This is a genomic window from Armatimonadota bacterium, from assembly GCA_031459855.1.
In the GTDB taxonomy this organism is placed as follows: Bacteria; Sysuimicrobiota; Sysuimicrobiia; order Sysuimicrobiales; family Humicultoraceae; genus Fervidifonticultor; species Fervidifonticultor primus.
Genome location: JAVKHP010000001.1, coordinates 1,481,724 through 1,496,382, shown reverse-complemented (window position 1 = coordinate 1,496,382; position 14,659 = coordinate 1,481,724). Strand labels below are relative to the sequence as shown.

11 protein-coding genes are annotated in these 14,659 nt (G+C 73.1%); 7 read left to right on the top strand and 4 right to left on the bottom strand.

Annotated features, from left to right (window positions below):
* Positions 1-16: 16 nt before the first annotated feature.
* Positions 17-1,483: a hypothetical protein gene (locus QN157_06795; GenBank protein ID MDR7555300.1), complete on the bottom strand. Its 1,467-nt coding sequence runs from the start codon at positions 1,481-1,483 to the stop codon at positions 17-19.
* 390 nt (positions 1,484-1,873) lie between these two features.
* Between QN157_06795 and QN157_06790 the strand changes: the two genes are divergently transcribed.
* Positions 1,874-3,058: a S8 family peptidase gene (locus QN157_06790; protein ID MDR7555299.1), complete on the top strand. Its 1,185-nt coding sequence runs from the start codon at positions 1,874-1,876 to the stop codon at positions 3,056-3,058.
* Positions 3,059-3,081: 23 nt separating this feature from the next.
* On the opposite strand, the gene QN157_06785 is transcribed toward QN157_06790, so the two are convergent.
* Positions 3,082-5,115 carry a thioredoxin domain-containing protein gene (locus tag QN157_06785; protein MDR7555298.1) on the bottom strand — a complete coding sequence of 678 codons (2,034 nt, stop codon included), beginning with the start codon at positions 5,113-5,115 and terminating at the stop codon, positions 3,082-3,084.
* Between the two features lie 91 nt (positions 5,116-5,206).
* On the opposite strand from QN157_06785, the gene QN157_06780 reads away from it, so the two are divergent.
* The 6 genes from QN157_06780 to QN157_06755 all read left to right on the top strand — a co-directional run bounded on the left by QN157_06780 (position 5,207) and on the right by QN157_06755 (position 11,762).
* Positions 5,207-6,109 carry an oxaloacetate decarboxylase gene (locus tag QN157_06780; protein ID MDR7555297.1) on the top strand — a complete coding sequence of 301 codons (903 nt, stop codon included), beginning with the start codon at positions 5,207-5,209 and terminating at the stop codon, positions 6,107-6,109.
* An 82-nt stretch (positions 6,110-6,191) separates the two neighbouring features.
* Positions 6,192-7,640 (top strand): MmgE/PrpD family protein, encoded by a 1,449-nt coding sequence (locus tag QN157_06775; GenBank protein ID MDR7555296.1) that lies wholly within the window; start codon positions 6,192-6,194, stop codon positions 7,638-7,640.
* 250 nt (positions 7,641-7,890) lie between these two features.
* A complete protein-coding gene (locus tag QN157_06770; GenBank protein ID MDR7555295.1) occupies positions 7,891-8,871 on the top strand; it encodes a tripartite tricarboxylate transporter substrate-binding protein in 981 nt (326 codons plus the stop codon).
* Positions 8,872-8,914: 43 nt separating this feature from the next.
* On the top strand, positions 8,915-9,382 hold the full coding sequence (locus QN157_06765) for a tripartite tricarboxylate transporter TctB family protein (GenBank protein MDR7555294.1): 468 nt from the start codon (positions 8,915-8,917) through the stop codon (positions 9,380-9,382).
* Positions 9,379-10,881, top strand: a complete 1,503-nt coding sequence (locus QN157_06760; GenBank protein ID MDR7555293.1) for a tripartite tricarboxylate transporter permease — start codon at positions 9,379-9,381, stop codon at positions 10,879-10,881. Before QN157_06765 ends, QN157_06760 begins: the two co-directional genes overlap by 4 nt.
* Positions 10,882-11,108: 227 nt before the next feature.
* Positions 11,109-11,762, top strand: a complete 654-nt coding sequence (locus QN157_06755) for an HAD-IA family hydrolase (GenBank protein MDR7555292.1) — start codon at positions 11,109-11,111, stop codon at positions 11,760-11,762.
* Between the two features lie 22 nt (positions 11,763-11,784).
* Here the strand turns inward: QN157_06755 and QN157_06750 are convergent, their stop codons facing one another.
* Positions 11,785-13,509, bottom strand: a complete 1,725-nt coding sequence (locus QN157_06750; GenBank protein MDR7555291.1) for an iron ABC transporter permease — start codon at positions 13,507-13,509, stop codon at positions 11,785-11,787.
* A 5-nt stretch (positions 13,510-13,514) separates the two neighbouring features.
* Positions 13,515-14,516, bottom strand: coding sequence for an ABC transporter substrate-binding protein (locus tag QN157_06745; GenBank protein ID MDR7555290.1), 1,002 nt, complete (start codon positions 14,514-14,516; stop codon positions 13,515-13,517).
* Positions 14,517-14,659 lie beyond the last annotated feature (143 nt).

Genomic DNA, 14,659 nt, shown 5'->3' with positions numbered 1-14,659 from the left:
AGTCGCCGGTCTGGCGCTACGGGAGTTCCTCCCAGGCGGCCACCCAGACGACCGGGGCCCCGCCGGGCGTCCAGCGGAGGCCCGGGGTGCCCATCACGGCAGGATCGTAGCGGATCACCACTGTCGCCGCGCGGTTGCGCACGCTGTGGCGTGGATCGCCCGCCAGCACCGCGCCCACGACATCGACCGTCACGCCGTCGCCCGCGTCGACCAGGCGGCTGACGTAGACGAGGCCGTGCACCCGCAGGCGCGCGCCCTGGGCCAGCAGCAGGGCACCGTCGTCGAGCACCACCAGGCCCGGCCAGGTGCGCGTGGCGGGCGAGTGCAGGATCTCGAGGACGGCCTCCTCGATGAGGTGCACGGTACTTTCGGCGACCAGCGCGCCGTCGATGACGACGAGCCGCGCGCGATCCACCAGCTCGACCCCGCCCCGCACGTAGACGATGCCAGCCAGCCGCGGTGGCGCACCGCTCTTCCGGAAGTAGCGCAGCACCTGTCGCAGTTCCTCGGGCGTGTAAACGCTGTCGAGCTTGTCGGTCAGGGCGCGGTCGCCCAGGAACACGCCCGCGGCCCGGTGCACGGGCGCATTCAGGTGGTTGGCCGCGGCGCGGGCGCGGTAGTAGGCACGATCGACCTGCGGCAGCGCGGGCAACGCCTCGTCGCGGTAGACCACGCCCTCCACGTGGATGCCCGCCGCGCGCAGGAACGCCAGCTCGACCGGCTGCCGGTCCCATCCCAGTGTCAGCTGGGCGCGGCGCGCCAGCAGCAGGCGCACGGGCCCCGCGCGGGGCGCTTCGGGCGGCGCGCCGGGCGGGTCGACCGGGCCCGGGCCGATCGGAAGGCGCACCGACGGGTCGTTGATGGACACGCTGCCCGTCGCAAACCACACGCCCTCGCCCGCGGCGACGTGGACCCACGGGCGATCCCCAATGCCGTGCCCGTAGGGAAGCACGACGGTCGCGGCTGGGGGCTCCTCCAGGCGTACGAGGCTGGTGGCGTAGAGGCCCACCAGCAGGGCCGGCGACGCCAGGTAGACGCGCGCGCGTATGCGCCTGGCGGTACCCCCGGCCTCACCGGTGGCCGTGACGAGCAGGGCCCCGTCGGCCTCGTCGGTGATGCTCACGATCGAGCGCGCATCCAGGGCCCCGACGCGGTGGTGCTCGACGTGCCCGCTCGGTCGCCAGAGGGCGCCCGGCGACCAGCCGTCGGGCGCCACCGACTCCAGGACCGCCAGCGCCCGGTGGACGCCGGCCTCGGCCGCGGCCAGGGCGGCAGCCGAGCGGTAGCGGGTGCCGGCCCGAGCCTGCTGGCGCTGCAACAGCCACGCGGCCGACCCTGCGAGCGCCGTCGCCAGCAGCAGGACGACGAGCACGGCCACGAGCGCAGTGCCCTGCGCCGCGCTGGACGCGCCAGATCGCTGCTGCCTGCCCGCAACCGGTCGTATCGTCGAGCCCTCCATGCCGCCTGGCACCGAGTGCAGCATCAGGCGGCTGCCTCCTGCCACGCGCGCCTGCGAGTGCTTGAGCGCCTGCCCTGTATTCTACCCTGCCCCCACCTGTTGCTGGCCCCTAACGGACGCCGCACTGCGGGCCTCTACCGCAGCAGTCTGAAGCCGATCGCCAGCTGCCCACCTGTTGCTGACCTCTGCCAGACGCCGCAAGCCCTCCCCCGAGCCGCCGGCGAACCGCCGTGGACAAAGCGTCCACCGATGCCCTGCCACGTGCGATCGGCACTTCCCCAAACTGCCGGCAAACTGCCGTTGACAGAACCCCCGCACAGTGGTTCGATCATTGTTACGGACCCGCACTCGGGGATCCCGGTCGGGGCTGTCGCCGTCGCGGCAGCATCTCGGCCACGGACAGGGGGGGCGATCATGCGTCGCGGACTGCTGGTAGTGTGTACGGTGGCCGTGCTGCTCGTCGCGATCCTCGGGGGCGGCCAGGGCGCGCCTGCCGCGCCCCGCACACCCGGCCCGTCCCAGCCGTTCGTTCCCGACGAGATCCTGGTGAAGTTCCGCGCGGACGTGAGCGTCAACCCGCAGGTGTTCGCGCGCTCCATCGGCGCCAGCGTCGGCGGCAGCGTGGACGCGCTGGGGGTCCACGTCTTCAAGATCCCCGCGGGGACGGTGGAGCGCACGGTGCAGATGCTCTCGCGCCACCCGCTGGTGGAGTACGCGGAGCCCAACGGCATCGCGCACGCCGTTGGTACGCCGAGCGATCCGCTGTACAGCCAGCAGTGGGCCTGGCCCAAGGTCAGCGCGCCGCAGGCCTGGGACCTCACCACCGGGTCGGAGACGGTGCGCTGCGCCATCGTCGACACCGGCGTGGGACCCCACGAGGACCTGCCGGGGCTTGCGGCCCAGCGCGACTTCGTGAACAACGACAACAACGCCTCCGACGACAACGGCCACGGCACGCACGTCGCCGGCACCGTGGCCGCGCTGGCGAACAACGGCACGGGCGGCGTCGGGGCCAACTGGTCGGTGGCCCTCGTCGCGGCCAAGGTGCTGAGCGCGTCCGGGTCGGGCACCTACGCTGCCGTGGCCAACGGCATCACCTGGTCGGCCGACCAGGGCGCCTGGTGCATCAACATCAGCCTGGGCGGCTACTGGCCGTCGAACACCCTCAAGAACGCGGTGAACTACGCCTGGAACAAGGGCGCGGTGCTGGCCTGCGCCGCGGGCAACGACGGCATGAACTGGAAGCTCTACCCCGCGGCCTACGACCGCTGCATCGCGGTGGCCGCCAGCGACCAGAACGACACCAAGGCCTGGTTCTCCAACTACGGGGCCAGCTGGGTCGACGTGGTCGCGCCGGGGGTTGGGATCCTGTCCACGGTGCTCAACAACGGGTACGAGGCGTGGGGCGGCACCTCCATGGCCACGCCGCACGTGGCCGGGCTGGCGGGGTTGGTGTGGGCGCGCGCGCTGGCGCGCAACACGTGCACCACCGCATCGTGCGTGCGGACGCGCATCGAGCAGAACACCGACGCCGTTCCCGGAGTGGGCACGTACTACAAGTACGGACGGGTGAACTACTTCAAGGCCGTCAATTTCTGAGCCGCTAGGCAAGCGCCCCGCCGTCAGCCCAGCTGGGCGGCCAGGGCCGCGGGGTCGGTGACCGGCAACCGGCAGGCGAACCGCTCGCAGACGAACGCCGTGGCCTTACCGTCCTGCGCCGTGCGCCCTTCCAGGAGCGGCACCACGGGCACCTCGCCCGGCCGCGCCAGAGCGACGACCTGGTTGGGTCGGTACGCGCCCCAGAGCACGTCGAGCAGCGCCCGCGTGTCGGCGCTGGCGGGGTCGCCGACCAGGGCCACCTCGCGGGGCGGGGCGAGCGCGAAGTCGAGCGCGCACAGCCAGCGGGCGAACGCGGTCGGATAGGTGGCGGCCAGCGGCTGGACCGCGCGCAGGGCCTCCTCGGCCAGGTCGCGGTAGCGTCCCTCGCCGGTCAGCGCGGCCAGACGCAGCAGTGCCCCGGCGGCCGCGGCGCCGCCCGATGGCGTGGCGGTGTCCTGCAGGCTCTTGGGCCGCACGACCAGCGCCTCGTGGTCGTCGGCCACGTCGAAGAAGCCGCCGGCGGGATCGCGGTAGCCGGAGAGCATCACCTCGGCCAGCCGCTGTGCCTCGACGAACCAGCGGCCCTCGAACGTGGCCTCGTAGAGCGCCAGCAGCCCGTCGGCGAGGTTCGCGTAGTCTTCCAGGAAGGCCTCGCCCCTGGCCACGCCCTGGCGCCACGAGCGCCGCAGGCGGCCCTGGGGCGTGCGCATCGCCTCCAGCACGAACGCCGCAGCGCGCGCGGCGGCCTCACGGTAGTCGTCGCGCCCCAGCACCCGCGCCGCGTCGGCCAGGGCGCCGATCGCGAGGCCGTTCCACGCCGCCAGCACCTTGTCGTCGCACCCCGGCCGCACGCGCGCGGCGCGCACGGCCAGCAGCCGGCGCCGGGCCGCGGCCAACCGCGCCTCCAGCACGTCGGCGTCCGCACCCCAGCGCTCGGCCAGCACGTCGGGCTCGCGCGCCCGGTACAGCACGCACCGCCCCTCGAAGTTCCCCTCGGCGGTGACACCGTAGGCGTCCTCGAAGAGCGGGGCGTCCTCGCCCAGCACCGCGCGGAGCTCCTGGCGCGTCCAGACGTAGAACTTCCCCTCTTCGCCCTCGCTGTCGGCGTCGAGGCTGCTGTAGAAGCCGCCAGCGGGGTCCTGCATCTCGCGCAGCAGGAAGTCCGCCGTCTCCTCGGCGACCGCGCGGTAGAGGGGGCGCCGGGTCGCCTGCCAGGCCTGCACGTAGACGCGCGCCAGCTGCGCGTTGTCGTAGAGCATCTTCTCGAAGTGGGGCACGCGCCAGAGGGCGTCGACCGCGTACCGGTGGAACCCGCCGCCCAGGTGGTCGTAGATGCCCCCGCGCGCCATCTTCTCCAGGGTGCGCTCGGCCATGCGGCGCGCGCTCTCCTCGCCCGTGCGCACGTAGGTCCGCAGCAGGAACTCCAGGGCCATGGGCTGGGGGAACTTGGGCGCGCCGCCCCAGCCGCCGTGGGCCAGGTCGAACTGCCGCTCCAGCTGCGCGAAGGCGGCATCCAGCGTGGCCGGGCGCAGGGTGCTGTCGGCCTGCGGCGGCGCGCTGCTCCGACGCAGCACCTCCAGCAGGGCCTGGCCGCCGCGCAGCACCTCGTCGCGCCGGTGGCGCCAGGCGGCCGCGATGGCTTCGAGCACCTGTCGGAACGACGGCAGGCCGTGCCGCGGCTCGGGCGGGAAGTAGGTGCCGCCGTAGAACGGGACGCCGTCAGGCGTGAGGAAGACGCTCATCGGCCAGCCCCCGTGCCCGGTGAGGGCGACGACCGCCTGCATGTAGATGTCGTCGAGGTCGGGGCGCTCCTCGCGGTCGACCTTGACGTTGACGAAGTGCTCGTTCATCAGGCGCGCCACCGCGGGGTCCTCGAACGACTCGCGCTCCATCACGTGGCACCAGTGGCACGCGGCGTAGCCGATGCTGAGGAAGATGGGCTTGTCCTCCTCCCGCGCCCGGCGCAACGCCTCTTCACCCCAGGGGTACCAGTCGACGGGGTTGTGGGCGTGCTGCAGGAGGTAGGGACTCGTTTCGCCGATCAGGCGGTTGGGCATCGTCCTTTCATTGTACCCGCGTTGCCAGGCCGCGGGGAATCCCGTATGCTGCAGACTGCACGACACCCTGACGTTCCGGGAGGCCCCGACGATGTCCCACACCGCGCCCTCACCAGCCCGCCGGCTGCGCGAGCGGCTGCGGGCCGGGGGCCTGCTGATCGCCCCGGGGGTCTTCGACGGGCTGTCGGCACGCATCGCCACCGAGGCCGGGTTCGAGGCGCTCTACGCCAGCGGCGGCGCCATCGCGCGCAGCGCGGGCCTGCCCGACCTGGGCCTGCTGGGCCTGTCCGAGGTGCTGGCCCGGGTCCGCGAGATCACCGACGCCACGCCGCTGCCCGTGATCGCCGACGCCGACGCGGGCTACGGCAACGCCCTCAACGTCGTCCGCACGGTGCGGGAGTTCGAGCGGGCGGGCGTGGCCGCCCTGCACCTGGAGGACCAGGTGACGCCCAAGAAGTGCGGGCACTACGCGGGCAAGCAGCTGGTTTCCACCGACGAGTTCGTGGGCAAGCTGCGCGCCGCGCTCGATGCCCGGCGCGACCCCGACCTGGTGATCATCGCCCGCACCGACGCCCGGGCGGTGCTGGGGCTTGCGGCCGCGATCGAACGCGCCAACCGCTACGCCGAGGCCGGCGCCGACGTGCTCTTCGTGGAGGCCCCCGAATCGGAAGACGAGCTCGAACGCATCGCGCGCGCCGTGGCAGCACCGCTGCTGGTGAACATGTTCGCGGGCGGCAAGACCCCTCTGGTGCCACCCGCGCGCCTGGAGGCCATGGGGTACCGCATCATGATCGTGCCCTCCGACCTGCAGCGGGCGGCCATCGCCGCCATGCAGGAAGCTGCCGCCCTGGTGCGCACCACGGGCACGGCCACGGGCATGGGCGACCGGCTTGCCTCGTTCGCGGAACGCGACCGGCTCGTGGACCTGCCCGCATGGGAGGAGCGGGAACGCCGCTACGGGGCAATATCCGCCCGCGGGGAGGCCATGCGGTGAGGTCGGCACGCAGGCACACCCAGCGCTGTGCCCGACCCGGCGGCGCGGCTGCCGCCCGCCAGCCGTACAGGGGCACCGGCCCGTGACGCTGGCCCGCCGCTTCGCCGCGTACATGGCGGGCCTGGCCTACGAGGCCCTTCCCGCCCAGGTGATCCACGAGGCCAAGCGCCGGGTGATCGACGCCGTGGCGTGCGCCCTGGGCGCGGCCGCCGAGCCGCCCATCGCGGCGGCCCGACGCGCGGCCGGCCGGCTGAGCCCGTCCGGCGGGGCCACGGTGCTGGCGTGGGGCGAGCGCACGGCGCCCGACGTGGCTGCCTTCGTGAACGGGTACATGGTGCGCTACCTCGACTACAACGACACCTACCTGTCCAGGGAAGCCCTGCACCCGTCGGACAACCTGGCCGGGCTGCTGGCTGCGGCCGAGGACGCCGGGGCCACCGGCCGCGACCTGCTCGCCGCGCTGGTCGCGGCCTACGAGATCGTCTGCCGGCTGGCCGACGCCAGCAGCATCCGTGACCGCGGCTGGGACCACGTGACCTACGGCGGGATCGCCGTGGCTGCGGGCGCCGCCCGCCTGCTGGGGGGCGACGTCGACGCCATCGAGCAGGCGATCAACATCGCCGCCACCACGGGGATCAACCTGCGCCAGACCCGCGTCGGGCACCTGTCGATGTGGAAGGGCGCGGCCTACGGCGGCGCCAGCCACAACGCCGTCTTCGCCGCCTACCTGGCGACGGAGGGCATCACCGGACCGTCGCCGGTCTTCGAGGGACGCCGGGGCTTCATGGCCCAGGTCTCGGGCCCGCTTGCCATTCCGCCCATGGCGGGCGAGGCGCCCGAGCCCTCGGAGAACGAGCTGCGATGGGAAGAGGAAGGCGGCAGGCCCGCAGACGCTACGCCCCCGCCGCCGGCCACCTTCAAGCTCCTGGAGACCGACATCAAGTACTGGCCGGCCGAGTACCACTCGCAGGCTGCGATCGCGGCGGCCCTCGACCTGCGCCAGCAGGGGCTGCGGCCCGAGGCGATCGACCGGGTGGTCATCCGCACGTTCCGGGTGGCGGTCGAGATCATCGGCGGCGAGCCCGAGAAATGGGCGCCGACGACGCGCGAGACGGCCGACCACAGCATGCCCTACCTGGTGGCGGCGGCCCTCCTGGACGGCGAGGTGACCGCGCGCCAGTTCGCGCCGGCGCGCATCCAGCGCGAGGATGTCCGCCAGCTCATGGCGCGCACCGAGGTGGTCGAGGACCCAGCGTTGACCGCGGCCTATCCGCGCGGCATCCCCACGGTCGTGGAGGTGTATGAGCGGTCGGGGCGCACGTGGACGGCGCGCGTGGACTTCCCGCCGGGCCACGCACGCAACCCGTTGAGCGACGCGCAGCTCGAGGAGAAGTTCCGGCACCTGGCCCAGCCGGTGCTGGGCCCGCGGACCGACGCGGCGCTGCGGGCGTTGTGGACGCTCGACCAGTACGCGTCCGTCCGGGAGGTCACCCCGCTGCTGGTGCGGCCAGGGGCGCCCCACGGCGAGTAGGTCGGCCGTCGGCAACGATGGCGGCCAGCGGAGGGTCGGCGAGGAGCCCCACGGTGGGTAGGCCGGGCGCCGGCGCGGCGGGACAACAGCGGGGTCAGGGAACAGGAACGGCCGTGGGCCGCGCGGGGGACAGGGGCGCACCGCTGCGGCACGCCGGGGGCCGGGCGCGTGGGGCGCAGGTACGCGCAGGGTGCGCGTAGGAAGACTCGTACGCCAGGGAGAAGCCAGGAAGCATCCGGAGGTGACACCGATGAGACGAACAGCCGTCCTGGTGGCAGCGTTCGTGCTGCTCGCAGGCCTCGCGCACGGTGGCGCCGGGCCCGCGTACCCCAGCAAGGCCCTGGAGTTCATCGCCCCGGCCGGCCCCGGCGGCGGCTGGGACACCACCGCGCGCATGACCGCCAAGGCGCTGACCGAAGAGCGCCTGGTGACGGTGCCGATCTCGGTGATCAACATGCCGGGCGGCAGCGGCGCGGTCGGGATCGCCCACATGGTGACGCGCCGCCGCGGCGACACCCATGTGCTGGCCGTGATGGGCTCGGCCCTCACCGGCACCCTGGCCCGGCGCGCCGTGCCCTACACCTACCGCGACGTGACGCCGATCATCGCCATCACCGCCGACTTCCAGGTGATCGCGGTCCGCAAGGACTCGGCGTTCAACAGCCTCAAGACGCTGCTCGAGGTGTTCAAGCGCGACCCGGGCGCGATCACGGTGGGCGGCGGGTCGGCACCCGGGGCGCTGGACCACCTGACCTTCGCGCAGCTCGCCGGGCTGGTCGGCGTCGACGTGACGAAGGTGCGCTACGTGCCGTTCGGCGACGGGGCCGCCGCCATGGCGTCGATCCTGGGCGGGACCACCACCGTGCTGTCCAGCAGCCTCTCGGAGACCCTGGCGAACATCGAGGCCGGGCAGATCCGGGTGCTGGCCGTGACGGCGCCGCAGCGTCTGGGCGGCGCGCTCCGGACCATCCCCACCGCGCGCGAGCAGGGCGTGGACTTCGTGTTCGCCAACTGGCGCGGGTTCTACATGCCGCCCGAGACACCCGCCGATGTGGTGAAGTTCTGGGAGGACACGTTCGCGAAGATGCTCGGCAGCCGCACCTGGGCCAGGATCCTGCAGGAGACGCGCTGGGAGCCGTTCGTCCTGACGGGCGAGCGCTTGCGGCAGTTCCTCGACCGCGACCTGGCCACGACCCAGGGCGTCCTGCGCGACCTCGGACTCATCCGATAGCCGCAGTGGGCGGGGGCGGGCGCCAGCGCGCCAGGCTCTGCCCGTGACGTCCGACCGCCTGGCTGCCCTGGTCATCTTCGCCGTCGCCGTGCTCTACGCGCGGGAGGCCACCACCTTCCGCGGGGCGACCGTGGCCGACGTGGTGGGGCCCTCGGCGTATCCCGTGCTCGTTGGCAGCCTCGCCGCCCTGCTGGCGGCTGTCCAGTTCGTTCGCCCGCGCGACGGCGCCGGCGGTGAGCCGTTCTGGCGGCAGCACGGCCGGCCCATCCTGCTGGCAGCCAGCCTCTTCGCCTACACCCGGGCACTGGAGCCGCTGGGGTTCGTCGTCTCCACGTTCCTCTACTTGGCGGGCTCGCACCTGTGGCTGGGCGAGCGCCGCCCGGCCCGCGCCGTGCTGCTGGCCGCGGGCCTCACCACGGCCCTGTGGCTCGTGTTCGACCGCGCGCTGGGCCTGGCGCTGCCCGCCGGCGTCCTGGGTCTGGTGCTGCCGGCCGGCGTGCTGGGCCGATGACCGAGATCCTCCACAACCTGTGGTACGGCTTCGGGGTGGCCCTGCAGCCCACCAACCTCCTGCTGGCGTTCGTGGGCGCCTTCGTGGGCACGATGATCGGGGTGCTCCCGGGCATCGGCCCGGTCAGCGGCATCGCCCTGCTGATTCCGCTCATCGTGGGCCTGCACCCCGCGTCGGCGATGATCATGCTCACCGCGGTCTACTACGGCACGATGTACGGCGGCTCGACCACGTCGATCCTGATGAACGTGCCCGGCGAGGCGTCGTCGGTGGCGACGACCTTCGACGGCTACCAGATGGCGCTGCAGGGCCGCGCCGGGCCCGCGCTGGCCATCGCGGCCGTCGGCTCGTTCATCGCCGGGACGTTGAGCATCGTGGCGCTCATGCTGTTCTCGGTGCCGCTGGCCACCTACGCCCTGGCCTTCGGCCCGGCCGAGAACTTCGCGCTGATGGTCCTGGGGCTGTCCAGCGTCTCGACCCTGGCGGGGGAGTCGCTGGTGAAAGCGCTGCTGGCGACCTGCTTCGGGCTGATGCTGGCCACCGTTGGCACCGACCTGGTCACGGGCACCGACCGCTACACCTTCGGCATCCCGCAGCTGCTGGACGGCATCGACCTGGTCACGGTCGCCGTGGGCCTGTTCGCGGTCTCGGAGGTCATGCTGGTGGTCAACGAGATCGCCATCCGGCCGCGGCTGCTGGCCCTCCAGCGCATCTGGCTGTCGGCGCGCGACTTCGCCGACGCGTTCTGGGCGATCATCCGCGGCACCGTCGTGGGCTTCTACATCGGCATCCTGCCGGCCGCCGGCGCCACCATCGCGTCGTTCCTCTCCTACGGCCTGGAGAAGCGCCTCGCCCGGGACCCCTCGACCTTCGGGAAGGGCGACATCCGGGGCGTGGCGGCGCCCGAGGCGGCCAACAACGCCGCGGCCGTGGGGAACATGATCCCCATGCTCACCCTGGGCCTGCCCGGATCGTCCACCACCGCGGTGATGATGGGCGCGCTGCTGATCCTCAACGTCCTGCCCGGGCCCACGCTCTTCCAGAAGCACCCCGACGTGGTCTGGGGCCTGATCGCCAGCATGTACGTCAGCAACACGGTCCTGCTGGTCATGAACCTGCCGCTGGTGGGGCTGTTCGTGCAGATCCTGCGCACGCCCGAGCGCTACCTCTACCCGCTGATCATGGCCGTCTGCGTCATCGGCGTCTACGTCGTGGGCCGCAGCCAGGTGGACCTGACGTTGATGGTCGCGCTGGGGGCCGTGGGCTACTACATGCGCAAGCACGACTACCCGTTGGGGCCGGCGATCCTGGGCCTGGTGCTGGGCGACCGGCTCGAGCAGACGATGCGCCAGGCCCTCATCATCAGCAACGGCGACCCCACCACCTTCGTGCGGCGGCCGATCTCGGCGGTCATCCTGGCGCTGGCCGCCGTCTCGCTGGCCGCGCCGGTCCTCGTCGCGCGCTACCGCAGGTGGCGGCAGCGCGCGAGCGCTGCGTGAGCGGGCCGGTGCGCCGCGGGCCAGCGGCGCTTGGGAACTCACCGTCCAACCACGGGCAGGAAGCGGATCGGCGCGGGCCGGTGCCTGAGGGCGCGCTTCCAGGTGTTGCGGCGCCGGTGCCCGGGGGCGCGCTCCCTGGCGACGCGACGCCGGCGCCCGGGAGCGCGGAGGAACCGGCGGTGGCCGCCCGGGGCGTCCGTGGGTCGAGGCGGGATGGCGACGGGGCCGTGCGGTGCGTCCTCTTCGACCTGGACGGCACGCTCCTCGACTCGTACCGCCTGATCAGCGAGGCGTTCCGTCACGCCTGCCAGGAGGTGCTGGGGCGCGACCTCACCGAGGAGGAGATCACCGCCGACTGGGGCGCGCCGTTGCGGCGGCGGTTCGAACGCCTCCCCGGCGTGCGGCCCGAGCAGGTGCGGCCGCTCATGGACGCCTACCTGACCGCCTACGAGGCGGCCCACGACCGCCTGGCCCGTCTCTTCCCCGGGGTCCCCGAGATGCTGGACGCACTGCGGGCGCGCGGCTGCCGCATGGCCATCGTGACGTCGAAGCGCCGGCGCACCACCGACCTGGCGGTGCGTGCTTTCGGCCTCGACCGGTGGATCGACGTCGTGGTGACCGAGCAGGACACACCGCGCCCCAAGCCGGCGCCCGACCCGATCTGGCATGCGCTGCACGCGTTGGGGGCCACCCCTGCCGACGCGCTGCTGGTCGGGGACGGCGTCTTCGACATCGAGGCGGCGCGGCGCGCGGGCGTGCGGGCCGTGGCGGCGCTATGGGGCAGCCGCGAAGCCGGGCGGCTGCGGGCGGCCGGCCCGGACTACGAGGCGGCCCACCCCGCGGACGTGGTGGCCCTGGTCGACGACCTCCGCCGCAAGTGACGCTGTGGGCGCGCGGGCGGCCTTAGACCCCGACCTCGCCCTGCAGCACGCGCCGGGCCAGCAGGTTGAAGGCCACCAGCAGGGTGGTGACCAGCACCGCCAGGGCCGCGCTCAGGGCGATCTTGCCCTCGTCGTGCAGCCCGAAGATCACCACGCCCAGCGTCTCGTTGCCCACCGAGAACAGCAGGATCGACAGGGTGAGTTCGGCCACCGCCGGGATGAACGCCAGCAGCCATCCGGCGATCAGGCTGGGACGGATGATGGGCAGCACGATGTCGCGAAACGCCTGCAGCGGGCGCGCCCCGCTGCACCGCGCGGCCTCTTCCAGCGACTCGTGCACCTGGGCCAGGCCCGCTGCCGCCGTACGCACGCCAAACGCCAGGAAGCGCGCTACGTACGCCACCAGCAGGATCCAGATCGTGTCGTAGAGCCGGATGCCGAGCACGGGCACCGGCCGCACCCAGGCCAGGATCATCGCCAGCGCGACCACCGTCCCCGGCACCGCGTAGGGCAGCATGACCAGCAGGTCCACCGCCCCGGCGCCGGGGAGGCGTGCACGGGTGCGCAGGTAGCCGATGGCCGCGCCCAGGATCACCACCAGCGTGGCGGCGCCGCCGGCCAGCAGCAGGCTGTTGAGCAGCGCGCGGTGCACCTTGGGGATGCCAAACAGCGCCGTGGCGTAGTGCTGCAGGGTGAAGTGCTCCCAGTGGGGTGGCAGGCCGTAGGCGCGGATGAGCGAGGTCAACAGCACCGCCAGGAAGGGCAGCCCGGCGCTGATGCACACGAACAGGCCCAGGAGCGCCGCCACCGGGCCGCGCCACCGACCCAGCGCCACCAGGTGCCGCTGGGCGGTCTGACCGCCCACGACGGTGAACCGCCCGCGGCGCAGGAGCGCGCGCTGCGCCGCCAGCAGCACGCCCGCGATCGCCACCAGCCACATCGACAGCGCGGCGGCCACCCGCAGGTTGTCGCGCAGGTCGAAGTTCAGGATCGTGGTGTAGATGCGCGTGGGCAGCACGAAGTAGCGGGCGGGAAAGCCCAGCACCGCGGGGATGCCGAAGTTGGCCAGCGACGACATGGCCAGCAGCAGCGCGCCGGCCAGCACGCCCGGCGCGGCCAGCGGCAGCGTGACGTCGCGCAGCACGCGCCAGGGGCCCGCGCCCGCCAGGCGCGCCGCGGCTTCCAGCGACGGGTCCATGCGCTCGAGCACGCCCAGCGCCGCCAGGTACGCGATGGGGTAGCCGTAGAGGATCAGGACCAGCACGATCCCGGCCTGGCCGTAGATCACCACCAGCGGCTCCTGGGCGCCGGTCAGCGCGCGCCACGCCTGGTTGAGGTACCCGGCGGGGCCAGCCAGGTAGACCCACGCGATGGCGCCGATGAACGGCGGGATCATGTAGGGCAGCAGGAGCAGGGTGCGCCAGAGGCCGCGGCCCGGCAGGTCGGTGCGGGCCACGAGCCAGGCCAGCACCGCGCCCAGGGCCGTGCCGCCCACGGTCGCCCACCCCGAGGTCACCAGGCTGTTGACCAGCACGCGCTGGGCCGCCGGGTCGCGGGCCAGGCGCACGTAGTGCGCCATCGAGAGACGCCCCTCGGCGACGAACGACTGGAGGATGAGGACCACCGAGGGGTAGAGCACCAGCACCAGCAGGAGTCCCGCAAGCGCCACGGCGGCCGCGGCGGCCCCCACGCGCAGGGCGGCGCGCGGCCAGTCCGTCCGGCGCAGCGGGACGGCGGCCTCCTGCATGGCCGTCACTGGATGCCGAACAGCTCCGAGAAGGTCCGCTTGATCTCCTCGCGGTGCCTGTCGATGTAGCCCAGGTTGGTCTGGATGAGCTTCAGGTCGGACGGATCGGGCGCCCCCTGCGGCAGCGGGATGCCCGGGATCACCGGCACGTACGCCCGCTGCACGAACAGGCGCTGGGCCTCGGGCGTGTACAGGTAGTCGAGGAACGCCTTGGCGGCGGCCTCGTTGGGCGTCCCCTTGATGATGGCGATCGGCGTGGGCACCAGCACGGCGCCCTCCTGGGGCCAGATGTGGTCCACCGGCGAGCCCTGGGCCTTGGCCGCGCGCACGAAGAAGTCGACGATCTGGGCGATGCTGATCTCGCCGGCGGCCAGCGCCCGCAGCACGTCGCCGTTCGCGCGGAGGATCCTGGCGTCGTTCTCCTTCAGCTTGCGGTAGTAGTCCCACCCGAACTCCCGCATGCTGGCGAAGGTGCCGACGTGGGCGAAGGCGGCGCCCGAGACGAACGGGTTGGGCATGCCCGCGCGGCCCCGGTAGCGCGGCAGCGTCAGGTCCCACCACGACGTCGGCCGGAACCGGACGTGGTTGGTGTTGAACGCCACCACGTTGAAGATCAGGCGCACCTCGTGGTAGCGGTTGCCGTCGTAGTGCAGCTTGGGGTCGGCCCGTCGGCCGGTGGGCGGGGCGTAGGCCAGCAGCAGGTCGCGCCGGGCCAGGTCCTGGAAGAAGGCGATGTCGGCGAACCAGATGACGTCGGCCTGGATGCGGCCGCCCTGGAGCTCGGCCTGCAGCTTGGCGACCACCGGCCCCGAGCCGGCCCGGAAGATCTTCACGTCGACGCCCGGATGGCGTCGCTTGAAGTCGCCCACCAGCAGGTTGATGTCGTCCTCGGACTCTGACGTATAGAGCGTGAACGTCCCGCTGACTGCAGGCCCGGCGCCCGCGGCCCCCGGGCCGCCCGCCGCCAGCAGGGCGATCAGGATCGCGACCAGCACGCCACGCATCATACGCTACCCTCCTCCACCACGTGATCTCGACGGGCGTTACGCCGTCGCGCGTGCCGAGGGCACCGGCGCCCGGCCACCCCGTCGACGCTTTGGGATCTCGACACTCGTTACCCGTCGCGCCGCCGCCCGCACCATCACCCGCG